The following is a 22,387-nucleotide window of genomic DNA, read 5'->3' as shown; positions in this document are numbered from 1 at the left end:
ATGATGGGGCATATTTTTTGCGTTGAGCCTGCCATGCGACTACTTCATACCGCCGATTGGCACTTAGGGCGGCTGTTTCACAACCTCTCCCTGCTGGAAGACCAGCGCCATGTATTGAACCAGCTACTGGATATTATCGACCGCGATGTGGTGGATGCTGTGCTGGTTGCAGGCGATATCTACGACCGTTCGGTGCCGCCATCCGCTGCCGTCACGCTGTTAGATGAGGTGCTTGGTGAGCTGTGTGAAAAGCGTGGCCTACCGGTGATTATGATTTCCGGCAACCACGACGGCGCTGAGCGACTCGGCTTCGGGGCGCGCCACCTGCGCCAAGCAGGGCTGCATATTTTGTCTGATCTATCTGCCTGCGATCACCCGGTGACACTGTCGGTTAATGGGGAAGAGGTGGATGTGTTCGGTATTCCCTACGCTGACCCGGAGTATGTACGCAGCCAGTTTTCGGTGGATGTCCGCGATTTCGACAGCGCCCACCGTTACTTAGTCGAACGTATCAATACCCAGCGCCAAGCGGGCCGACCTACTGTGCTTATGAGCCACTGCTTTGTGGATGGCGGCAGTGCCAGCGATTCAGAGCGCCCGTTAACCTTGGGGGGCGCGGAAAGCGTTGCTTGGGAGCCGATGCAGTCGTTTGACTATGTCGCCTTAGGCCACCTTCATGGGCCGCAATATCGCGGTGGTGAACATATTCGCTACAGCGGCTCGTTGCTTAAATACAGCTTCTCAGAGGCTAACCAGCGTAAAGGCGTCACGCTGGTGGATATTGGCCCCGAGGGTGTGAGCCAGATCGAACACCGCCCGCTGACGCCGCGCCGAGAGGTGCGTGTGCTGGAGGGCGAACTGGCCGAGCAGCTAGAACAAGGTAAAACCGATACCCAAGCCGATGACTATCTACTCGTTCGTTTGACCGACCGCCACGCGATTCTTGACCCCATGGGCAAACTACGCGAGGTCTACCCCAACGTGCTGCATTTAGAAAAGCCCGGCATGCTGGAAGCCCAAGGGAGGCAGCAGTTAGATCGCGAACGGCTGCAGTTCAGCGCGTTGGATATGTTTAGCGATTTCTTTACCCAAACCAGTGGGGACACCATGAGTGATGAGCAGGCCAGCGCCATGCGTGAACTCATCACCGCCCTAAGCCGTGAGCAGGAGAGCCAGTCATGACGCCTTTAACGCTCACTATGCAAGCGTTTGGCCCCTTTGCTGGCAGCGAAACGATCGACTTTACTGCGCTGGGCAAAAGCCCGTTGTTTCTGATTAACGGCCCCACGGGCGCAGGGAAAAGCTCGATATTAGATGCTATCTGTTTTGCGCTTTACGGCCAAACCACCGGAAATGACCGTGATGCCGGCCAAATGCGCTGCGACCAAGCTGCTGCTAGCTTGTTGACCGAGGTGAGCTTGGATTTTCGCCTGCGCGATAGTGCTTACCGAGTGCGCCGGGTGCCCCAGCAGGAGCGCCCCAAGGCGACTGGTGAAGGCACTACCACGCAAAGTGCTGAAGCCCAACTGTGGCGGCTGACCCCGGAAGGTGATGAGGATGAATGTTTGGTGGCGCGTAAGGTCACCGATGCCAACAGCCAACTGCACGCCTTAATAGGTCTGGATGCTAATCAATTTCGCCAAGTCATGGTGCTCCCCCAGGGGAAGTTTCGTGAACTGTTGTTAGCGGAATCGAAAGACCGCGAGAAAATTTTTTCCCAGCTATTTCAAACCCAGATTTTTCAGCGCATTGAAGAGCGCCTGCGTACCCAGGCGAATCAAATAGAGCGAGCGGTGAATGATCACCGCCAGCATATCAGCGGCATTTTGGCCGGGGGCGAGCTGGAAAGCGAAGCGGCATTAGCGCAAGAAATAGAGGCGCTAACCCCGCAAGTAGGTCAAGCGCGTCAGCGTTTTGAAACCGCTCAGCAGCAGCGCCGTAGTGCTGAACAGCGACGAGATGAAGCCCAAGCGTTACAGCGCCAATTTGAAGCGCGGGACAGCCTCGCCGCAGAGAAAGCACGCCACCTTGAGCAGCAGGCGCAAATAACGGCCTTTCAGAGCCGCTTGACCCAAAGCGACCACGCTCAAGCGCTACGACCTTACAGTGCTGCGTTAGTCCAGGCGCAGCAGGCACTCACTACCGCCCAAGCAGAGCAGCGGCAAGCCGATGCCGCGCTTACGACCCAGCGTACGAATACTGAACAAGCCAAGAGTACCTTTGAAGCGGCACGCCAGCGCCAGACCGAACTACCTGCACTGCGCGAGCGCCATCGTCAGTTGGGCGAGTTTATCCACAAAAGCCAGCAGTTAAGTGAGCTTGAAGCGCGCTGGCAAGCGGCGCAAACCGCTTGGCAGCAAGCCGATGACATACTTAAGCGTGATGAAGCTCAGTTAGACGGTATTCGTCAGCAAGGTGAAGCGCTAAGCGTTACGCTTGAGCAGCTGCAAACGGAAAGTCAGCAGTTGGCCAGCGCCCCTGCAGAGCTGAGCCGCCACGAGAGCTTGCTAGCTCAGCGGCAGGAGTTGGAGGCGTTGATGCGGCAGGGGCGTGAACTTGTCGCTCAACAACAGCAGGCAACGGCGGCGCTTAAAGGTCGGCGCAGCGAAGCAGAACAGGCTAAGCGCCACGCAACTGAGCAAGAGATGCGCTGGCACCAAGGGCAAGCTGCACTGTTAGCGCTCACCCTGGAAGAGGACGCGCCTTGCCCGGTGTGTGGCAGCCTTGAACACCCATCCCCAGCGGTTCAGCATGCTGATATCGTTACCCAAGCGCAGGTAGAAGAAGCCCGCTCAGTTGAGGAACAGGCCCGCCAAGCCTTCCAAACCGCCGAGCGTCAGGCTCACCAGTTAGCACAGCAGCTTAGCTACAACGCTGAGCAGGCGCAGCGCCTTAGTCACCAGTTAGGCGATTGGGCCAGCCAACCGCCGTTTGAGCTGCAACAGGCCTGCGAACAATTGCACCGCCAAGTCGCGCGTCGGCAGCATGTCGAGAGTGAGATTAACCGGCAAAGCGCTGCCCGTGACGAGCTACGTAGCGGCTGGGGCACGCTGGACAAACAGCTCAAAGCCCAGCGGCCTGCGGTTGAAAAGGCCAAAGAGGAGGCGTTACGGCTAGAGAGCCAGCGCGATCAATTAAGCCAATCACTGCCAGAAGATGCCCGTAACCCGTTGGCCATGCGTCAAACGCTCACTGAACTTGATAACCAAATTGCTGAGCTTGAACAGGCCTGGGAGCGAGCACAACAGGTGCTTTCGACGAGCCAGACCCAGCAGGCGCGGGCAGAAGAGCAGCTGCGCAGCGCAAACCAGCAGCTGGCGCGTAACCAGCAAGCGCTTGAACAGTCCCATGCTGAGTGGCAAATAGCGCTACAGGCTAGTTCGTTTGACAGCGAAGCTGCTTATCAGGCGGCTCAGCTAGAGGATAGCCAACGGCAAGACCTGGCTCGCCACGTAGAGGCGTATCAACGCCGGTTGGCTGAGCTTGACGGCGCGCTACACAATTACCACGCCCAGCTGGCCGAAAAAACGCCGCCAGATCTCGCCGCACTCGCCACACTCACCGAAGCCGCCCAAGCGGAGGAGCACACTCAACTCGATGCGTGGCGGGCGCTAGATGGGCGGTTAACTACGTTGCAGGGAGTTCGCCAGAAACTTACCGCTGCCCGTGCGGCCCAGGCCGAGCTTGAAGCCCAGTATCGGGTGTGGGGGACATTAAGCGAAGTGGCTAATGGGCGCACCGGTAATCGCATTAGCTTGCAGCGGTTTGTGCTAGGAGTGCTGCTGGACGACGTACTGATCCAAGCGTCTGAACGGCTGGTGCGTATGAGCCGCGGGCGCTACCAGTTGGTACGACGCGAAGACCCATCCAAGGGCAATAAAGCCTCGGGATTGGAGTTGGATGTGGCCGATACCTACACCGGCAAGAGCCGTTCGGTAGCGACGCTTTCCGGCGGCGAGTCGTTTATGGCGGCGTTGGCGCTGGCGCTAGGGCTTTCTGACGTGGTGCAGGCCTACGCAGGCGGTATTCAGTTGGATACGCTATTTATTGATGAGGGCTTTGGCAGCCTTGATCAGGATGCATTAGACCAAGCAATTGCTATGCTCAGTGAGTTACAAATGGGCGGGCGAATGATCGGGATTATCTCTCATGTCAGCGAACTCAAAGAGCAAATGCCTGTCCGTGTTGAAGTGCGTGCCAGCCGACTTGGTAGCTCGGTGGAGGTGAAGGGCGCGCTTCTTTAATGCCTGGGGTGGCGTTAATTCATGCTGCGTTCATACAGCATGTTTTATAACGGAAGTGAATCGTCTAGCGAGCCCTAGAGATACTAACCACTTAGGAGTGCAAGGATGAACGCAAGCAAGATTTTACAACAGTTGATGAAGCAGGCCAGCGGTAGTAGAAGTAGTGGAAACAGTGGTGGAAACAGCGGAAGCGGTTTCGATGTTAAAGGCGTTATTGATGGGTTATCGCGCCAGCTAGGCGGTGGTAGCAGTAGCGCAGGCCAGGGCTCGCGGCAAGGGGGCGGCTCTAGCGGTTTTGATATGAAGAGCCAGTTAGGTGGTGGCGCAATGGGCATGCTTATTGGCTCTAAGCGTGGTCGTAGCATGGGCGGTAAAGCGCTCAAGTACGGCGCAATTGCTGGTGTGGGCATGCTGGCCTGGAAAGCATGGCAAAGCTCTCAGGAAGGGAAAAATGCTGCTAACTCGTCCAGTGCTGCTCAAAATGCATCCGAGGGCGAACGGGTAGAAGTGCTTAGCGGTGAGTATCAAGAGCGGCGCAGCCTTGAGCTGTTGCAAGCAATGATTATGGCCGCCAGAGCTGATGGCCACATTGATGAGCAAGAGCAGGCACTCATCACGGAGCAGATCGATGCGCTAGGTGCCGATCAGGAGATGCATCGCTGGGTCGAGCAGCAGCTCAACGCCCCGCTGGATGCTCAGACACTCGCCCGTGAAGCTGACTCCCCCCAGGCTGCCCGCGAGATGTATCTGATCAGCGTCGCTGTCACTGATGATCAAAATCCCATGGAGCGCGCTTGGTTGGATCAATTGGCAAGTGCGCTGAATCTCTCGCCCGACATGGCTGCCGAACTTGAACGCCAGGCGCAGCAGGCCGGTTAATGCTGGATACCATTAATTTTTGGCTAGCCACCGGCTTTGGGCTGGGGCTAGCGCCGGTGGCGCCGGGTACGGTAGGTTCGCTGCTGGGAATTCCATTAGCGTGGTGGTTGTTAAGTAAGCCAACCCGTCAGCAAGCGGCCATAACGGGGCTGTTAGTTGCTGCAGCTGTTCCAGTATGCCATGCAGCTTCGCTGCACTTTGCGGGTGCTGACCATGGCAGCATCGTCGCCGACGAATATGTCGCGTTCCCGCTAGCGGTATTGGGGCTAACAGCCGCCCGAAATCCACTCGTTATGGCCCTGGCGTTTGGAGTTTATCGCTTCTTTGATTCGCTGAAGCCGCCGCCAATTCATTTGGCAGAGTATGTGCAGGGTGGCTTCGGAATTGTGTTAGACGATGTTATTGCGGCGTTAGTGACGTGGGTAGTGATGGCCCTAATAGTGAAGTTTTGGCAGCGCCGAACCGCTGAACAACACTAAAATCCATAACAATACTAGTAACCAAAAAAGCGCCGCTAGCCTGATGAAAGCTAGCGGCGCGCTCTTTTTATGACCTATGACTCTGAGCGTTTACCGCCTCACTCTTTAACAACAATGACCGACTTTGCGTTAACGAACTCAAGCATGCCAAAGCCGCCATGCTCACGTCCATAACCGGAGTCTTTAACGCCGCCAAACGGCATTTCCGGGGTGGCAACGCCAAAGCCATTGATAAACACCATGCCGGTGTCGAAGTACTTGCTGGCAAGCTCAGTAGCACGCTTCACATCTTTAGAGATGATGCCGCCGCCGAGGCCATAACGGCTGTCGTTGGCAATGCGCATGGCGTCTTCGTCATCTTTAGCGCGAATCAGCGCCGCGACGGGTCCGAATAGCTCGTCATCGTAGGCGGGCTGGCCGGGTGTCACGTTATCCAGCACGGTCACTGGGTAAAACGCGCCTTTGCCAGATGGCTTTTCGCCGCCACAGAGGATTTTTGCGCCTTTACGCACACTCTGTTCCACCTGCTCGTGAAGAGCATCGCGTAGGTCAACCCGCGCCATGGGGCCTAGGTCGGTGTCATCTGCCTTGGGGTCGCCTACTTTCAGCGCCTTCATTTTTTCCACAAAACGCGCTTTGAACGCTTCGTAGTTGGCATCGGTCACCACGAAGCGTTTTGCAGCCACGCAGGTCTGTCCGGTATTAAACACTCGGCCAGTGACGCAGGTTTTGACGGCAACATCGAGATCGGCATCATCCAGCACCAAATAGGCATCGTTTGAACCCAATTCCAGTACGGTTTTTTTCAGGTGCTCGGCTGCTTTTGCCGCGACTTTACGTCCTGCACCATCACTACCCGTAAGCGTGACGCCACGAACCGCCTTGTGTGCAATCACCTCATCAGATACAGCGTGAGAGATAATGATCGTGCGGAAAACGTTTTCCGGTAGGCCAGCCTCACGATAAATTTTTTCGAGCAGTAGGCCACTGCCAGTGACATTCTCAGCATGTTTCAGCAGCACGCTATTACCCGCCATAATGTTGGCGATGGAGTAACGCACTACCTGATAAGCAGGGAAGTTCCACGGCTGTATGCCATAGATAACGCCCATGGGAGAGTAAGTAACAATGCCACGCTCGCCGTTGCTGGGGTTGCGCTCTTCGTCAGCTAATGTGGTGGGGCCATGCTTCGCGGTGTAATCGCATATACCTGCGCAAAGCTCGACTTCCTGGCGGGCTTGGCTGGGTAGCTTGCCCATTTCCTTCACCATCAGTTCGGCAAGCTCTTCTTTATTGGCGTTAAGCGCTTCGCCAATGGCTTTGACTACCTTAGCGCGCTGCTCAAGTGGTTTAAGTCGCCAATCAAGAAACGCTTCATGGCTAGCCTTGACAATCTGCTTGGCTTGGCTGGCATCCATTAGCGCATAAGTCTCAAGCGTTTCGCCGGTGGCTGGGTTGACGGTGGTGATGCTGTTGCTCATAAGATCTCCTATCTTTTGATCAACGGGGCGTTAAACAATAGACCAGCTATTAGCCGACTGGTCTATTAATGTTGATTCTCCACTCTAGTAGAAAAACGCCGGTTTGCCCAAATTGATTGTTAGCGTCTTAACTACAGCGCTCCCTCTAGGGCAGTCGTAGGTAAAAAATGTTCCGTTAAACTTGCGCGTTAAGGGTAGGCTACTCAAATATTGGCCCACCTGCTTCTTCGCCCCATACCTCTTCCAGGCGATTGTCCCGACCACAGCTCAAACGATAGAACCGGTAACGTAGCGGATTTTTTTCATAGTAATCCTGGTGGTACTCTTCAGCTTCCCAAAACTCGCTGGCAGGAGCTATCTCAGTTGCTATAGCTTGGTCAAAGCGTGCTTCCATTTCAGCTTTCGACGCTTCTGCTAGCTCTCGTTGTTCATCACTATGGTAAAAAATGGCTGAGCGGTACTGGTCGCCGCTGTCGCAAAACTGGCGGTCTACGGCGAAGGGGTCAATATTGCGCCAGAAAATCTCTAGCAGCTGTTCGTAGCTGATTTGGCTGGCATCGTAGCTGATTTGCACCACTTCGACATGGCCAGTTCCGCCGCGAGAAATTTGCTCGTAGCTAGGGTTTTCAAGCTCGCCGCCCATATAACCAGAGATGGTGGCGCTGACGCCGGGCTGCTTATCGTAGGGCGGTTCCATGCACCAAAAACAGCCGCCAGCAAACGTGGCTTCCGCATTAGACTGGGCATGGAGTGGCGTGCTGGCGAGACCTGCGGCAGCTATAACACACAGCGTTAAGGGCTGAAATAAGGGGCGAAAAAGCTGGAATCGAATCATGGTAAGCACTCCGGTGGACGTGGTGAGTTATCGCTCAATGTAGAGTCGCTTAGTGGCAACGTTGGCTAATACCTTACATAACCTATGCGCTACCCCAGCCGGTAAGGCCATACGGTGTCTAACGTATCCAATGCTGCTCTGATAGTCGGCTCCGCCGCGCGTTCTTTGCGCCATATCATGCTAAGTGCACAGGGCAGGCGAACATTGTCGGCTACAGCCAAGCCGCTTTCCTGGCGTTCGGCCATTGCCAGCGCGTCCCTGGCTAAGCTTAGACCCACTCCCGCACGGACTAAATCCAGCATACAAGCCTCTTGGTCTACTTGGGCAACCCTATTAGGCGTGGCACCGCTTGGGGTTAGGACGTGCTCTAGCAGCCGGTGGTGCGCCGAGACCGGGGGAGTGACTATCCAGGGAAGCTTGGCTAGAGCTTCCCAGCGAGTATCTAACAGTTTGGTTTCCCAGCCTGCTGGGGCAATGACGTGATAGTGGAAGTGGGTCAGCTCACGCCAAGCAAGGATTTCGCTTCCTGATCCTTCGCCGGGAGGGGCGAGAAAAAAGCCCACATCCAGTTCGCCTTGCTCTACCTTCGTTAATACGTTGCCACTCATCCCGTGGTGCAGCTCGGTTTCCAATTGAGGGGCACGAGCCATCAATCGGCTGAGAAATTTACCCAGGCGAATAAATTCCGGGTCAACAATCGTGCCGATTTTTAGTTTTCCTCGCAGGGTACTGTGCAAAGCGCTAGCGCGTTGCTCAAAGGCCAGGGCGCTGGCCAGAGCATTTTCTGCGGCGGGCAATAACGCATAGCCGTCGGCAGTTAGCGTTAATCCCTGAGGGCGACGGGTGAATAGGGTTAACCCTAAGTGCTGCTGAAGTTGCTTCAACTTTAGGCTGACGGCGGGTTGAGTCAGGCATAGCTGGTCAGCTGCCCGTGAAACGCTGCCGGTACGTGCGACGGCTACAAATGCCCGTAGCGCTGAGTTTTCTTGCATAAGCGAGCACCTGTTGTCGTTGTGTTATTTGAAAAGCTTATATCTAGGTTAAAAATTACTCAATTGATTGCCTCACAGAGCTGGTTAATCTGTCAGTACTTAATTCGGTATTTTAATCTGCTTATAAAGGTAGCCAAATGACAACAACCACTATTAATCATTTCATTAACGGGCAGATCAGCCAGGGAAGCTCGGGTCTCTCTCAAAATGTGTTTAATCCTGCGACGGGTAACGTCACCGGAAACGTGGTACTTGCCTCGGCACACGATGTCGATAGTGCTGTGCAAGCCGCTAAAGCGGCATTTCCTACTTGGGCCGACACCCCGCCCATTCGTCGGGCACGGGTTTTGTTCAAGTTTTTGGAGCTGCTCAACACCCATAAAGATGCATTGGCGGAAGCAATTACTAAAGAGCATGGCAAAGTGTTTACTGATGCCCAGGGCGAAGTTGCCCGGGGGATTGATGTCGTTGAATTCGCTTGCGGTATTCCTCAGTTGTTAAAGGGCGACTATACCGAGCAGGTAAGCACCGGTATTGATAACTGGACCATGCGACAGCCATTGGGCGTGGTAGCGGGCATTACGCCGTTCAACTTCCCTGTCATGGTACCGATGTGGATGTTCCCCGTGGCGATTGCTGCAGGTAACACTTTTGTACTTAAGCCTAGTCCGCTTGACCCTAGTGCTTCGCTGATGATCGCCGATCTGCTCAAGCAGGCGGGTTTGCCGGATGGTGTGTTCAACGTGGTTCAGGGCGATAAAGACAGCGTTGAAGCGTTGATCGACCATCCGGATGTTAAAGCGTTGTCGTTTGTTGGTTCTACGCCGATTGCTAACCTGATTTACGAGCGCGGCGCTAAGCATGGCAAGCGGGTGCAAGCACTGGGTGGCGCTAAAAACCACATGGTAGTGATGCCGGATGCCAACCTGGATAAAGCCGTGGATGCCTTGATTGGCGCTGCCTACGGTTCGGCGGGCGAACGTTGTATGGCGATCAGCGTGGCGGTGCTGGTGGGCGATGTGGCGGATGGCGTGGTGGCTCAGTTGGCGGAACGTGCCAAGGCGCTGAAAGTTAAAGACGGCATGCAGTTGGATGCGGAAATGGGCCCGATTGTCACCCGCCAGGCCCATGAGCGGATTACCGGTTACATTAATAAAGGTGTAGAAGAAGGCGCACACTTGGTGGTGGATGGCCGAGAATTCGATGCCGCGCAAACCGGCGACGGCTGTGGCGAAGGATTCTGGATGGGCGGCACTCTGTTTGATCACGTCACCCCTGAGATGACCATATACAAAGAAGAGATATTCGGCCCAGTGCTGGTCTGTATTCGGGTGCCGGATATTGCCACCGCCATTCAACTGATCAATGACCATGAATTTGGTAACGGCGTGAGCTGCTTCACTGAGAGCGGTAGCGTTGCGCGGGAGTTTGGTCGCCGTATTCAGGTGGGCATGGTCGGCATCAATGTGCCCATTCCGGTACCCATGGCGTGGCACGGTTTCGGCGGTTGGAAGCGTTCGCTGTTTGGCGATACGCATGCTTATGGCGAAGAGGGCGTGCGCTTCTATACCAAACAGAAATCCATTATGCAGCGCTGGTCAGACTCTATTGATTCAGGCGCTGAGTTTGTGATGCCGACGGCGAAGTAACGCCATTACGTTACGGGAGCCCGTACATGTCACATGCTACTAATAATAACTTCGATTATATTGTGATCGGCGCAGGCACCGCAGGGTGCCTGATGGCTAACAGACTCAGTGCTAATCCAAATAATAAGGTGCTGCTAATTGAAGCGGGCGGGCCGGATAACTACCACTGGATTCATATTCCGGTGGGCTATCTTTACTGCATCAACAACCCGCGCACTGACTGGCTGTTTCGTACCGAGCCTGACAAAGGGCTCAATGGCCGCTCACTGATTTACCCCCGGGGTAAAACGCTAGGTGGCTGCTCCAGCATTAACGGCATGCTTTATCTACGTGGTCAGGCACGCGATTACGATCACTGGGCCGAGTTGACCGGCGATGACGCCTGGCGGTGGGAGAACTGCTTGCCAGATTTTATGAAACACGAAGACCATCACCGTTTGGATGAAGGTGGTGAAGGCGATGCCGATCATCGCCGTTATCATGGTCATGGTGGCGAATGGCGGATCGAAAAACAGCGCTTAAGCTGGCAAGTGCTAGATGATTTTGCTGAGGCGGCGGTGCAAGCGGGCATTCCGCGCACTGACGATTTCAATCGTGGTGATAACGAAGGCGTTAACTATTTTGAAGTCAACCAGCGCAATGGCTGGCGCTGGAATACTTCTAAAGCGTTTTTGCGGCCGATCAAGCAACGCACCAACCTAACGATCTGGCACTCTACCCACGTCAATCGTTTGCTATTTGAACCACAAGGTGGCCAACCACGCTGCACGGGCGCTGAGCTTTTGCGTGAAGGCGCAACGATCAACGTGACAGCCAATAAAGAAGCTGTGCTGAGTGCTGGTGCTATCGGTTCGCCACAGATTCTGCAGCTTTCCGGTATTGGCGCGCCCGAGCTATTACAACAACACGGTATTGATGTGGTGGCAGCGCTACCTGGCGTAGGCGAAAACTTGCAGGACCACTTGCAGATTCGTTCTGTCTATAAGGTGAAAGGGGCAAAAACGCTCAATACCATGGCCAGTACTCTACTGGGTAAAGCCATGATTGGTTTGGAATACGTGCTGAAACGTAGGGGGCCGATGAGTATGGCGCCTTCTCAGTTATGTATCTTTACGCGCAGTTCTGACGAGTATCAGCACGCCAACATCGAGTACCATGTACAGCCATTAAGTCTGGATGCGTTTGGCCAGCCGCTGCATGAGTTTCCTGCGATTACTGCCAGTGTCTGCAACCTTAACCCCACAAGCCGTGGCTCGGTAAGGATCAAAAACCGTGATCCACAGACGGCGCCCGCCATTGAGCCTAACTACCTGAGCACGCAAGAAGACCGCAAGGTGGCGGCAGACTCATTACGGGTTACGCGGCGGATTGCTGAGCAGCAGGCATTCGCTAAGTATCAGCCAGAAGAGTTTAAGCCTGGGTTGCAGTATCAAAGCGACGAAGAGCTGGCCAAATTGGCGGGCGATATCGGTACCACTATCTTTCACCCCGTTGGGACGGCGAAAATGGGCCGCGATGACGATCCGGGGGCCGTGGTGGATTCCAAGCTGCGTGTTAAGGGCGTGAGCGGTCTGCGAGTAGTGGACGCCAGTATTATGCCGACTATTACCAGTGGCAATACCAACTCACCTACCTTAATGATTGCTGAGAAAGCAGCAGGGTGGATGGTGGCAGCGGACTAGTCATCACCCTGACATTTTTTTTAACTATAGTATTGACGTGCGGCTAAGTTAAGCGCATGCTGAATGCAGTTGGTTAGCAAGTCGAACGTTGTCAGCAGTATCGAAACGCCCAAGCGTTTAGTCTGGTGAAAGTTTCTTGTTCTACCCACTGCAACTCGGGTATTACCCGGCTCTACATCAAGCTACATCGAGGATTTCGATCATGGCAACTGGTACCGTTAAGTGGTTTAACGACACTAAAGGCTTCGGCTTCATTTCTCCGGACGACAATGGCGACGATCTGTTCGCGCATTTCTCTGAAATTCAAGCTGACGGCTTCAAAACTCTGCAAGACGGTCAGAAGGTTTCCTTCGACGTGACTCAGGGTAAAAAAGGCCTTCAGGCTTCTAACATCAAAGTTCTTTAATTAGAAACGATGATGTTCGCTGTTAGCGGTTAACGCTAATATGCTAAAAAACCCCGCGAAAGCGGGGTTTTTTGTTGCTGCTTAGTCAATACCCTGCACACGCCACACGCCACACGCCACACGCCACACGCCACACGCCACACGCCACACGCCACACGCCACACGCCACACGTCTATATTCTTTTTTGTTCTTACTGTGTTTCTAAAAATAACTTTTTAGAATATCTTCGAGGCGGCACAATGCTCCTAAGATTTTAGGTTAGGGATGCAGGATATGTCGCTGGATGCTTGGATAGCCGTGGGGGTAGTGCTGACTATCTTCCCGTTAATGACACTGTCTCGACTGGGGCCAGACATTATTCTGCTTGGTGCCGTCGTGGTGTTAATGACCTTGGGGGTCATTGACCCGCAACAGGCGCTGGGCGGTTTTTCTAACAGTGGCTTGTTTACCGTGGCCTTCATGTATGTGTTGGTTGCCAGTATTCGTGAAACGGGCGGCATTGACCTGATTATTCGCTATGTACTGGGTCGTCCTAACAGTGAACGGGGCGCGCTTGTTCGGCTGCTGTTACCCGTGGCATCGCTGAGCGGCTTTCTCAATAACACGCCCGTAGTGGCTACCTACATCCCTGCTGTCATGAGTTGGAGTCGACGATTAAGGCTTTCTCCCCAACGGCTGTTAATGCCGCTCAGCTTTGCTTCCATTCTCGGCGGTACCATTACACTGTTTGGTACCAGTACTAACTTAGTTGTGCATGGTTTGTTAGTAGAGCGCTATCCCGCGCTTGAGATGGGGCTATTTGATTTAGCGTGGGTAGGCGTCCCTGTTGCGCTGGTGGGGCTTGCTTATCTTATCTTCTTAGGGCCACGCTTATTGCCCTCACGAGAGGGGATGTCAAAAGCGTTTGCTAACCCTCGCGAGTTCACTATCGAAATGGAAGTTGATCCTGCGGGAGTGCTGGTTGACCGTACGGTGGAAGAAGCTGGGTTACGCCATCTTCAAGAGCTTTTTCTAGTTGAAATTGAGCGTGCAGGTAATGTGGTGAGTGTGGTGGGGCCCGGCGAGCAGCTAAAGGCAGGTGACCGACTCGTTTTTGTGGGTACCTCGGATGCCGCTGTAGAGCTACAGCAGATTCGTGGACTCATCCCTTCTCGTGACGCCGCGTCGAGTTTGGAAAAAGAGTTTAAAGAGCGTCGCTTGGTTGAAGCGGTGGTATCGAACCAGTGCCAGTTTATTGGGCAGCGGATTCGTGACGGCCGTTTTAGAACGCTGTATGGCGCTGCTGTCCTAGCAATCTGTCGTGGCGGCGAGCGGGTAACCGGCAACTTAGGTCAAGTCCGTTTGCAACCTGCTGATGTGCTGCTGTTAGAAGCGCGCCCTCCGTTCATTGAGCGCCATCGCCAATCGAAAGACTTTCTTTTAATTAGCGAGTTGAACGGCTCAGCGCGGCCTGTGCATGAAAAAGCCCCGCTGGCTTGGGCGATTCTGTTGGGGGCGGTGCTGTTGGCGGCATTAGGTGTCTTAAGTATGCTCAATGCTGCCATGTTGGCCGCGGCGCTCGCGCTGTTAACCGGTTGTTGTTCCGTGGGCGCTGCTAAGCGTGGCCTGGATACGCAAGTGTTGTTGACCATTGCAGCATCGTTCGGGGTAGGAGCTGCGCTACAAACATCCGGCGCGGCGGATTTCCTGGCGGGCAATGTTCTATCGTTGGTGGCGGGTAACCCGCTGTTGCTATTAATTGCCACTTATTGCGTCGTGGCAATGTTAACCGAGTTGGTAACCAATAATGCCGCTGCGGTGATCATTTTTCCGGTGGTCATGGCAGCAGCAGAAAGCCTGGGGGTTAACCCGATGCCCTACGTAGTGGCAGTAATGTTTGCTGCCTCGGCGAGTTTTTTAACGCCAATTGGTTACCAAACGAACCTTATGGTTCATGGTCCTGGCGGCTACCGGGTGAGTGATTTCTTGCGTGTTGGTGGTGGCTTAAACCTTTTGACAGGCGCCATTGCCTTAACCCTTATTCCACTGGTTTGGCCGCTTTAAGCAGGCAAATGACTCGCCCAACGCGTCACTTTACGCTAGGGTGGCGCTTTTAACGTTAGCAAGGAAAGAGCCCATGACAGCCCCAGGCGAACTGATTATTGAACCGCAAAATGGTCAACCCGCCGATGCGTGCGTGTTTATTATTCACGGGTTGGGTGCCGATGGGCACGATTTCGAGCCGCTAGTGCCAGCCCTGACGCTACCGGACTCAGCGCATGTGCGTTTTATTATGCCCCATGCGCCGCGCTTGCCGGTCACTATTAATGGCGGCATGGTGATGCCTGCGTGGTACGACATTCTCGCTATGGACTTAGGGCGTCGGGTAGATGAAGTGCAGCTGAAAATGTCTGCCGAACGTATCCAGGCACTGATTGAAGAACAGATTGATCAAGGGATCGACAGCCGTCGTATCATCGTCGCGGGTTTTTCCCAAGGTGGCGCAGTCGCTTATCAGGCGGCACTCTCGTTCCCTCAGCCTCTTGGCGGACTGTTGGCTATGTCGACCTATTTTGCGACGGCCGATAGCATCGATGTAGCTGAATCCAATCGTGAGATACCCATCGAAGTGCATCATGGGAATTTCGACCCCATCGTTCCTGAGACTCTGGGGCGCAGTGGTGTCGAACGCCTAAAAGAAATGGGCTACACGGTTAATTATCGCCAGTATCCGATGGCGCATGCGCTATGCCCGCAGCAGGTAAATGATATTGGCAAGTGGTTGAGCGAGCGGTTGGGCTAAGTGGGTAAGCAGTACCGAGGTCGTAGAGCTGGCGTACCTAGTGATATTCCTCGTGAGGGGTGGCTCGATATTATTTGGCGTGTAGCGCGTGCCGCACGTCGGGATCGGATTACTATCTTTGCCGCGGGCATCGCTTTTTATGCCCTGCTGGCGCTATTTCCGACCATTGCCGCCGTTATTTCCCTTTGGGGTTTGCTGTTTGATCCTGTTGAGGCAGGCCGCCAGCTTTACGAAATTAGCCGCTTTATGCCACCGGATGCGGCAAAATTGATTGACCAGCAGGCTCAAGAGGTGGTCGAGACGACAGAGTCTGGCAATGTGATGACAGCGCTTGCGGGGCTGTTAGTGGCCATGTACATCGCATCGAAAAGTGTTTCTGTGTTAGTGGTTGGCTTAAACGTAGTGTATGGCGAACACGAAAAGCGCCCGTTATTGCTGCGTGGTGTCGTGCTGGTGTCGTTGACCTTTGGTTTGATCATAATGACGCTAGTGTCACTGGGGTTTATCGCCATTGTGCCGATAGTGGTGGATGCGCTGACGATTGAGCCACCGCTGGATAGTGTTTTGAAATGGCTGCGTTGGCCCGCACTGTTGTTACTGATGAGCGTGCTTATTGCTTTGCTGTATCGTTACGCGCCTTATCGACGTTCTGCCCAGTGGCGCTGGTTAAGCTATGGCACGCTGTTTGCCACCACTATGTGGTTATTAGGCTCAGGCGGCTTGTCGCTTTACGCACGTTACTTTTCTACCTTTAGTGAGCTGTATGGCTCTCTTGGTGCTGTTGTGGCGCTAATGCTGTGGTTTTGGCTGTCAGCGTTTGTGGTGCTGTTTGGTGCCGAACTTAACTGCGAAATGGAGCGCCAGACCTGCAACGACACAACGGTGGGAGCTGCTCGCTCTATTGGCGAACGTCAGGCATTTGCTGCCGACACGGTGGGTGTGGAAAACCCCTGGAATAGCGAAAATGTTGATGCGCGACGCCAGTTGCAGGATAAATGACCCCGACAGCGATGTGCACCAATCAACACCGCCCAGCCAAGCTGGGCGGTGTTGTTTAGTGGAAGTGTGAAATCGGTAGGGTTTTTGCGGCAAGCGTTACAACAGCTCTTCGGCAGCCAGCGCCAAGCGTGAACGTTCAACGCTTTTCAGGGTGATGTGCCCTGCATGTGGCCAATCCCTGAATCGTTCGACAACAGCCGCCATGCCACAGGTGTTAGCGGTGAGGTAGGGCGTGTCGATCTGGCCCACGTTGCCTAAACAGACAATTTTGGTATTTCGACCCGCTCGGGTTACCAGTGACTTCAGTTGTTTGGGGGTGAAGTTTTGTGCCTCATCAATGATCAAGAACGTATCGTTTAAGGTACGCCCACGCATAAAGCTCGGTGCGCGAATCTGTACCCTAGAGCCAATTAACTGCCGAGTCGCACCATTATCCCAGCTAGATTCCCCTTCTTCGTTACGCAATAGGTTGTCCATGTTGTCGTGGAAGGCGCCCATCCACGGTGACATTTTCTCCTCTTCGGTGCCTGGTAAGAAACCAATATCTTCGCCCATGGGGATCGGTGCACGGGTAAACACAATGCGCTCAAATAGTTTGGCATCCAGTGTTTGCTGGAACGCTGCGGCGAGTGTCATAAAGGTTTTGCCGGTGCCTGCATTACCAGCAATGGTGACCAGATCAATGTCTGGGTCCATCAGTAGATTGAGGGTGAAGTTTTGGCGGCTGTCGTGAGCATGAACGCCCCATACGCCCGCATGGTGACGGTAGTTGGTAAGTAGCTGTAGTCGGGCAGATGACGGCGAAAGCTCACGGACAATGGCTTCAAACTCAGCGCCATTTTCGCTATCGGAGACCAGCATGCCGACATGCCAATGGCGAGGCATGTTGCCACTTAGCTGATAAAAGGTGTGGTGGTCGACACGTTCAACGGTGACGTCGACATTGAGCGCTTCCCACAGCGAAGCACCATCTTGTCCGGCAGTGGCGTAAACCTGTGCGCCTTCAATCATGGCATCGCTGTCAGAATAGGCGCGATCATTCAGGTAATCTTCCACCGGCACTTTTAGCGCGGCAGCTTTTACCCTCAAGTTGATATCTTTAGTGATCAGGATGACGGAAGCATCCGGACGCTCATCGCGTAACCGGCAGGTTTCCGCCAGAATACGGTTGTCGGGGTTGTCATCAAGGGAGTCGAAGGGTTTAAGGTCGTTGTAGCACAAAAAATGGAGGCGGCCTGATTCTCCGCTGATGCGAGGAATAGGAATGCCTTTCTGAATTTCGTCGAAGGTGACTTGGCTGGTTAAATCGGAAAGCGTACGGCTAATTTGGCGCGCCGTACGGGCGATCTCTCTGATGCCGTTTTTATGCTTGTCTAGCTCCTCGAGAACAGTCATGGGGATAACAACGTCGTGCTCATCAAAATGGTAGAGCGCGGCGGGGTCGTGGATAAGGACATTCGTGTCTAGGACATACAGCCTAGTCGCTTTCTTATCGAGTCGTACCATCGTGGAAACTACTCCTTAGTTGACGGCAACATCGACACTGGCAGATGCACTTTACGCTTAGATGACACTCACCTGTGCCGGTTCTCTAGCGTGTCCTTTTGATCTCCTTATGTAGCACTTTTTTACAAGTTCCTTAACAGAGTGGAAGGCATAAGCAATTTTTTCCAATGCTCTATTTCAACGTTATGGCAAAGTATCACCGAGTCGTGCCTAAAAAGCGTGACACCTTGGTTAGCAGCGCGGTAGCGACCACGCCCAGACTTTCACCTTCTACGTAGCGATAATAGTGGCTGTCCAAGGCGAGATCATGATTTAGCGCGCAAAGCTGATGGCTTTCTATGGCTTCTTTCACTAATGGATAGGGTAGTAGTGCCCAGCCAGTGCCATTGATAGCGGCATCGCGAATGACCTCGAACATGGTCAGCCCTAGGTAGTTTGTCGAAAAAAGTGCCTCACTGACTAGCTTATCGCCCTGCTCATAGGTTAAGCACACCTGAGTATATTGGGCGAGATCATCGCGGGTAACGCTGGGTAAGCGGCTTAGTGGGTGCGAGGTTGCCGCTACTAGGCACATGCTCACCGGGGCTAGATTACTCGCACTTACGTCGGCCCCTTCAGCGGTATACAAGCCAAAGGCGATATCAACGGTTTGGCGAAGGACGAACTGTGGGTGCTCTTGAGGAGGCAATAAATATACCGAGATGGCCGTAAGTGGATAGCGCTGCTTTAAATCGTGCATGACTTGTCGCCAAAATGCTTCAGGCAACGCATCATCCCTGGCAATGCACAGCTGGCTTTCTACGCCTTGCAGGTGCTGTTGGCAGTGTTTTTTTATTCGGCTGGCACTTGTCAGCAGGCGGTAGCAGTCCGGCAGCACGCTTTCACCTACCGCCGTGAGCTGCAAGCTATTGCCTGAGCGCTCGAACAGCACGACCCCTAGGCTATCCTCTAAAGCATTCACTGTGGCACTGAGGGTGCTGCGCTTTATCCCTGTGTGCCGCGCGGCCGCTGCAAAGGAGCCGTGTTCAGTAACGTCAATAAACGCCTGCACTTGTTCTGCGCGCATAGGTTACTCCGTGGAGAGCCAAAAAAGTTGGCGCTGAGCGATTGGTGAAACGTGAGTGTACTCACTATTATGCGCTGGGTTTAACACACTTTACTGGAGTATTTCGCGTGACCCCCTTTGTCGCCGAGCGTCGTGCGCTCAGATTCTCTGCTGTCTCAGCCAGCCTGTTTGCCTTTACCGGTCTTGCGCTTGGGCTTGCCAGTGGATCAATTACTGTTTTATTCGATAGTGGCTATTCGCTATTAAGTTTAGTGCTGGCATCGCTGTCGTTGTTTGCGTTACAGCAGGCGAGCAAACCTGCCGATGATCATTACCCCTTTGGGCGGCTGACCGTAGAGCCGTTGGCTGTACTGCTTAAAGGCGTAGTGATCGCGTTAGTGTGTCTGTTCTCAATGGTGTCTGCTGTGTGGAGCCTTGCACAAGGCGGGCGGCTGGTAACGTTAGATCTTGCGCTGATGTTTGGCGTGGTGAATGTGGCAGGTTGTTTACTTTCTTGGTGGTGGTTGAAGCGCTATGCCCGAATTGCGCGTTCATCACTGCTGGCCGCCGAGCTGCGCCAGTGGCAAATGGACACATGGCTGAGTGCCGCTGTGATGCTGGGCTTTGCGCTTACGTGGGGGTTAACGTTTACCCCTTGGGCTCATCTAGCGCGTTTTGCTGACCCTGTGATGGTACTGATTATCGCCGGATACTTCTTACCAATTCCTATTCGCATGGTACGCGGTGCGTTGCGCGAATTGATGTTTGGCAAACCATTAGACAGCGTTCGTCAGGACGTAGTGCAAGAGGTAGCAGATTTTGATATTACCAACGAAGACGTGCGTTTAGCTCAAGTTGGTAGTTTTTTAATGGTAGATATTCAGTTAGATAAGCAGCAAATCAATGATGCTGAAGAAATTGTCGAAAGTGTGGAGCAGCATTGTAAGCTGCGTAACTTGCGTGCAGTGACCAGCATTACATTAGTTACTTAATCCCCCGGCTTTTTGCTAGTAACGTTTAGTCACTTACTCTCTTTTGAGGTTTATCTTTGCGCTGAGTGCTTGTCATCCCTTCAAGTTCCTCTGCGCTCTTGGAGCCATGCATGTCTTTGGACAGATCTTGGGACAGGCCTTTGGAAGCGTCATAAAGTTCGCTAGGCTTTGTTTCACCACGCTTGGCAGAAAGCACCGCCCCCCGCAGCTTTCTGCTTTGTTTTGGAAGTTGCTTTAATATCACTGACGCCTGTCAGTTGACTTTATTAAACCAATCACGATATTAAACTTGGTAGAGAGAAGTGTCCTTTTCAGACGAGCTGATGATGTTAACTTAAGAGAATTACATGACACCGGCGATTAATAGCGCGAAACATGCAGGCATTGCGTTTCAGATCCATGAGTATCAACACGATGCTGCTGCGCAATCTTACGGGCTGGAGGCAGCTGAAAAACTGGCTGTTGCCGCTCAGCAAGTGTTTAAAACCTTGGTCGTTACCCTAGATGGTAAGCAGCTGGCCGTTGGTATTGTACCGGTCACCAGTCAACTGGGGTTAAAGCAAATTGCTAAAGCGGCAGGGGCGAAAAAAGCGGCAATGGCGGCGCCCGCTGACGTGGAGCGGGCCACAGGGTATGTGCTTGGTGGCGTTAGCCCGCTGGGCCAGAAAAAGCGTCTGCCTACGTTTATCGACGACTCGGCGCAGACATTTTCGACACTTTATGTAAGCGCGGGGCGACGTGGGCTGGAGATTGAGCTGACTCCGAACGACTTAGCAGCGTTATGCCAGGGGCGTTTTGCAGCGCTAGCAACGACTCTTTCCTAATCTCTGATCTACTATCTATCGGGCTAGCAACCACCCATGTTGTACCGTTCGCCTATCCTTGCCAAGGCATAGGTTGGCGCTTTCTGGTATGGTGCTTCACATTATAGGTTTGCTGGGCAATATAGCCCCTTCAGGATAATTTTGTGTCTGACACTTCTTTTGCATCGCTGGCGCTCTCTCCTGCGCTTTTAAGCAATTTAGATTCCCTTGGCTATCACGCAATGACGCCTGTACAGGCGCAAAGCCTGCCACCGATGTTGGCGGGGCGTGATGTGTTGGCCCAAGCCAAAACGGGGTCGGGAAAAACCGCTGCCTTTGGCTTGGCGCTGCTGGCTGAGTTGCGTGTGGAAGCGTTTGCTGTACAGGGCCTTGTGCTGTGCCCCACCCGAGAACTCGCCGACCAGGTAGCCGAAGAGCTACGCCGTTTGGCGCGCGGGTTGCCCAACGTTAAAGTGCTTACCCTATGCGGCGGTGCGCCGTTTGGGCCGCAGTTAGGCTCCTTGGAACATGGTGCGCATATTGTCGTGGGCACGCCGGGACGTATCGACGAGCATTTGCGCAAAGGCTCGTTGACACTGGGGTCGCTTACCACCTTGGTGCTTGATGAAGCCGATCGTATGCTCGATATGGGCTTTCAAGACACCATTGATGCGATCATTGATGAGACCCCAGCTGATCGCCAAACGCTACTGTTTAGTGCGACATTCCCAGACGATCAGGCGTCAGGTGGCCTGACTGCAATGACCCGCGGCATTATGCGTGAGCCAGTGATGGTCAAAGTGGCCGAGGTTCACGATGCCACTACGATTGACCAACACTTCTATGACGTTGCTAATGAAGAGGCGCGTTTCGCGGCCCTTCAACAGCTGCTACTGGTTTATCGGCCAGCGACCAGCGTGGTGTTCTGCAACACTAAACGCGAAACTCAGGCAGTGGCTGAGCAGCTGGTGGATGCCGGCTTTAGTGCCGTGGCACTCAACGGCGACTTAGAGCAGAAAGATCGTGATCGTCGCCTAATTCTGTTTGCTAACCAAAGTGCGTCTATTCTAGTAGCAACGGATGTTGCTGCGCGCGGTTTAGATATTGCTCAATTAGATGCGGTGTTCAATTATCAGATTGCCCGTGAGCTTGATGTACACGTGCATCGAGTAGGGCGAACCGGGCGCGCAGGGGCTAGCGGCATTGCCTGTACGCTGGTCATACCTAAAGAGCATTATCGGCTGGAGCGGTTGGAAGGCTTGCTAGAACAGTCGATTACCACCGAACCCTTGCCCAAACCCCAGCATTCAGTGCCCTTTGAACCGCCTATGGCAACACTGCAGTTGGCGGGGGGTAAGAAAGACAAGTTGCGTCCAGGTGATATCCTGGGGGCACTAACCAGCGAAGGTGGCCTGCGTGGCGATCAGGTAGGCAAAATTAAAGTGCTGGCCCGCAGTGCTTATGTGGCGGTGGAGTATGGTGCTGTTCAAAAAGCCCAGGCCAAACTTGAACGTGACAAGCTTAAAGGGCGCGCTTTCCGCGTTCGCCGTATTCGCTATTGATCTATTAATGAGTGTGCACAGATAGTAAAGAGGAGCCGACGCAGCTAACC

19 protein-coding genes are annotated in these 22,387 nt (G+C 53.8%); 13 read left to right on the top strand and 6 right to left on the bottom strand.

All coding sequences use genetic code 11. From position 1 onward, the window contains the following. Positions 1-33 precede the first annotated feature (33 nt). The 4 genes from CEK60_RS14015 (at position 34) to CEK60_RS14000 (ending at position 5,602) form a co-directional block, all read left to right on the top strand. Positions 34-1,182: an exonuclease SbcCD subunit D gene (locus CEK60_RS14015; RefSeq protein WP_089040930.1), complete on the top strand. Its 1,149-nt coding sequence runs from the start codon at positions 34-36 to the stop codon at positions 1,180-1,182. Then, positions 1,179-4,244: an AAA family ATPase gene (locus CEK60_RS14010; RefSeq protein WP_089039550.1), complete on the top strand. Its 3,066-nt coding sequence runs from the start codon at positions 1,179-1,181 to the stop codon at positions 4,242-4,244. Before CEK60_RS14015 ends, CEK60_RS14010 begins: the two co-directional genes overlap by 4 nt. Before the next feature lie 105 nt (positions 4,245-4,349). Then, the gene (locus CEK60_RS14005; protein WP_089039549.1) at positions 4,350-5,123 is read left to right on the top strand and encodes a tellurite resistance TerB family protein; all 774 of its coding nucleotides are present in this window, start codon (positions 4,350-4,352) and stop codon (positions 5,121-5,123) included. Then, the gene (locus CEK60_RS14000; RefSeq protein ID WP_089039548.1) at positions 5,123-5,602 is read left to right on the top strand and encodes a phosphatidylglycerophosphatase A family protein; all 480 of its coding nucleotides are present in this window, start codon (positions 5,123-5,125) and stop codon (positions 5,600-5,602) included. Before CEK60_RS14005 ends, CEK60_RS14000 begins: the two co-directional genes overlap by 1 nt. Positions 5,603-5,700: 98 nt before the next feature. On the opposite strand, the gene CEK60_RS13995 is transcribed toward CEK60_RS14000, so the two are convergent. From CEK60_RS13995 to CEK60_RS13985, 3 genes are all read right to left on the bottom strand, one after another. Continuing rightward, the gene (locus CEK60_RS13995) at positions 5,701-7,083 is read right to left on the bottom strand and encodes an NAD-dependent succinate-semialdehyde dehydrogenase (protein WP_089039547.1); all 1,383 of its coding nucleotides are present in this window, start codon (positions 7,081-7,083) and stop codon (positions 5,701-5,703) included. 199 nt (positions 7,084-7,282) lie between these two features. After that, positions 7,283-7,918: a peptide-methionine (S)-S-oxide reductase MsrA gene (gene msrA / locus CEK60_RS13990; protein WP_089039546.1), complete on the bottom strand. Its 636-nt coding sequence runs from the start codon at positions 7,916-7,918 to the stop codon at positions 7,283-7,285. 89 nt (positions 7,919-8,007) lie between these two features. Beyond that, positions 8,008-8,910, bottom strand: coding sequence for a LysR family transcriptional regulator (locus CEK60_RS13985; protein WP_089039545.1), 903 nt, complete (start codon positions 8,908-8,910; stop codon positions 8,008-8,010). A 137-nt stretch (positions 8,911-9,047) separates the two neighbouring features. Between CEK60_RS13985 and CEK60_RS13980 the strand changes: the two genes are divergently transcribed. The 6 genes from CEK60_RS13980 to CEK60_RS13955 all read left to right on the top strand — a co-directional run bounded on the left by CEK60_RS13980 (position 9,048) and on the right by CEK60_RS13955 (position 16,429). Beyond that, positions 9,048-10,559: a CoA-acylating methylmalonate-semialdehyde dehydrogenase gene (locus CEK60_RS13980; RefSeq protein WP_089039544.1), complete on the top strand. Its 1,512-nt coding sequence runs from the start codon at positions 9,048-9,050 to the stop codon at positions 10,557-10,559. Positions 10,560-10,585: 26 nt separating this feature from the next. Continuing rightward, a complete protein-coding gene (locus tag CEK60_RS13975; RefSeq protein ID WP_089039543.1) occupies positions 10,586-12,241 on the top strand; it encodes a GMC family oxidoreductase in 1,656 nt (551 codons plus the stop codon). Positions 12,242-12,443: 202 nt separating this feature from the next. Next, positions 12,444-12,647, top strand: coding sequence for a cold-shock protein (locus tag CEK60_RS13970; protein WP_009101184.1), 204 nt, complete (start codon positions 12,444-12,446; stop codon positions 12,645-12,647). 274 nt (positions 12,648-12,921) lie between these two features. Then, complete coding sequence (locus tag CEK60_RS13965; RefSeq protein WP_089039542.1) at positions 12,922-14,691, top strand: SLC13 family permease; 1,770 nt, start codon at positions 12,922-12,924, stop codon at positions 14,689-14,691. 73 nt (positions 14,692-14,764) lie between these two features. After that, positions 14,765-15,430, top strand: a complete 666-nt coding sequence (locus CEK60_RS13960; RefSeq protein ID WP_089039541.1) for an alpha/beta hydrolase — start codon at positions 14,765-14,767, stop codon at positions 15,428-15,430. After that, positions 15,431-16,429, top strand: coding sequence for a YihY/virulence factor BrkB family protein (locus CEK60_RS13955; RefSeq protein ID WP_089039540.1), 999 nt, complete (start codon positions 15,431-15,433; stop codon positions 16,427-16,429). A 96-nt stretch (positions 16,430-16,525) separates the two neighbouring features. Here the strand turns inward: CEK60_RS13955 and CEK60_RS13950 are convergent, their stop codons facing one another. Then, a complete protein-coding gene (locus tag CEK60_RS13950; protein ID WP_089039539.1) occupies positions 16,526-17,935 on the bottom strand; it encodes a PhoH family protein in 1,410 nt (469 codons plus the stop codon). 196 nt (positions 17,936-18,131) lie between these two features. Continuing rightward, positions 18,132-19,001, bottom strand: a complete 870-nt coding sequence (locus tag CEK60_RS13945; protein WP_089039538.1) for a LysR family transcriptional regulator — start codon at positions 18,999-19,001, stop codon at positions 18,132-18,134. Positions 19,002-19,108: 107 nt separating this feature from the next. On the opposite strand from CEK60_RS13945, the gene CEK60_RS13940 reads away from it, so the two are divergent. After that, positions 19,109-19,972 (top strand): cation diffusion facilitator family transporter, encoded by an 864-nt coding sequence (locus CEK60_RS13940; RefSeq protein ID WP_089039537.1) that lies wholly within the window; start codon positions 19,109-19,111, stop codon positions 19,970-19,972. Between the two features lie 25 nt (positions 19,973-19,997). Here CEK60_RS13940 and CEK60_RS13935 read toward each other — a convergent pair whose 3' ends face one another. Then, positions 19,998-20,168, bottom strand: coding sequence for a DUF3008 family protein (locus CEK60_RS13935; RefSeq protein ID WP_232471523.1), 171 nt, complete (start codon positions 20,166-20,168; stop codon positions 19,998-20,000). 151 nt (positions 20,169-20,319) lie between these two features. Here CEK60_RS13935 and ybaK point away from each other — a divergent pair, with 151 nt between their 5' ends. Next, positions 20,320-20,796 (top strand): Cys-tRNA(Pro) deacylase, encoded by a 477-nt coding sequence (gene ybaK, locus CEK60_RS13930; protein WP_089039536.1) that lies wholly within the window; start codon positions 20,320-20,322, stop codon positions 20,794-20,796. Positions 20,797-20,939: 143 nt separating this feature from the next. Then, positions 20,940-22,337 (top strand): ATP-dependent RNA helicase DbpA, encoded by a 1,398-nt coding sequence (dbpA, locus tag CEK60_RS13925; protein ID WP_089039535.1) that lies wholly within the window; start codon positions 20,940-20,942, stop codon positions 22,335-22,337. The last annotated feature ends 50 nt before the right edge of the window (positions 22,338-22,387 follow it).

This window comes from Halomonas sp. N3-2A (genome assembly GCF_002216165.1).
Lineage (GTDB): Bacteria > Pseudomonadota > Gammaproteobacteria > Pseudomonadales > Halomonadaceae > Vreelandella.
This window is presented reverse-complemented; position numbering and strand designations above follow the sequence as displayed.